Here is a 538-nt window from a genome sequence, read left to right as displayed (position 1 = left end):
CCGCACTCGCCCCGCAGGTCGCACGCCGCGTTCCTCGCCCTCGGCGAGGACGCGTGCGCCGCCGCCTGGGAGATGGACACCGTCGAGGGCTCGCGGGAGGACAGCGCCTGCCTGCTCACGCTGCTGCACCGCCCCAGCAGGCTGCAGCTCGCGCTGCCGCTCGCGGCGAAGGACGCCGAGAGCGTGGCGGCGGCGCTCGGGGGCGTGCGCTCGGTGCTGGGCGCCGGCGGGGCGCGCCGCGTGTTCCGCGCCGTCCTCACCGACAACGGCGCCGAGTTCTCCGACGAGGGCGCGATCGCCGCGCTGATCGGCGAGGGGCCGGGCGAGACGAGGCTGTTCTACTGCGACCCCCGGCGCAGCGACCAGAAGGGCGCCTGCGAGCGCAACCACGTCGAGATCAGGAAGCTGCTGCCCAAGGGCCGCGGCATCAGGTTCGACCGGCTGGCCCCGGCCGACCTTGCGCTGGCGATGTCGCACGTGAACTCCGAGCCCCGCGGCGCGCTCGGCTTCGCGACGCCCGCCCGCGCCTTCCGGGCGA

Annotated in this window: 1 protein-coding gene; it reads left to right on the top strand. The window is 76.2% G+C overall.

Annotation, left to right across the window (positions count from 1 at the left end; translation table 11 throughout):
* Positions 1-72 precede the first annotated feature (72 nt).
* On the top strand, positions 73-538 hold a 466-nt coding region (locus tag DWV32_RS10330), incomplete at its 3' end, for an IS30 family transposase (RefSeq protein WP_187361866.1).

Source organism: Collinsella sp. AF04-24 (genome assembly GCF_003465685.1).
Classification (GTDB): Bacteria; Actinomycetota; Coriobacteriia; order Coriobacteriales; family Coriobacteriaceae; genus Collinsella; species Collinsella aerofaciens_AP.
Note: the sequence above shows the minus strand (reverse complement) of the source record. Positions and strands in the feature narration are given on the sequence as shown.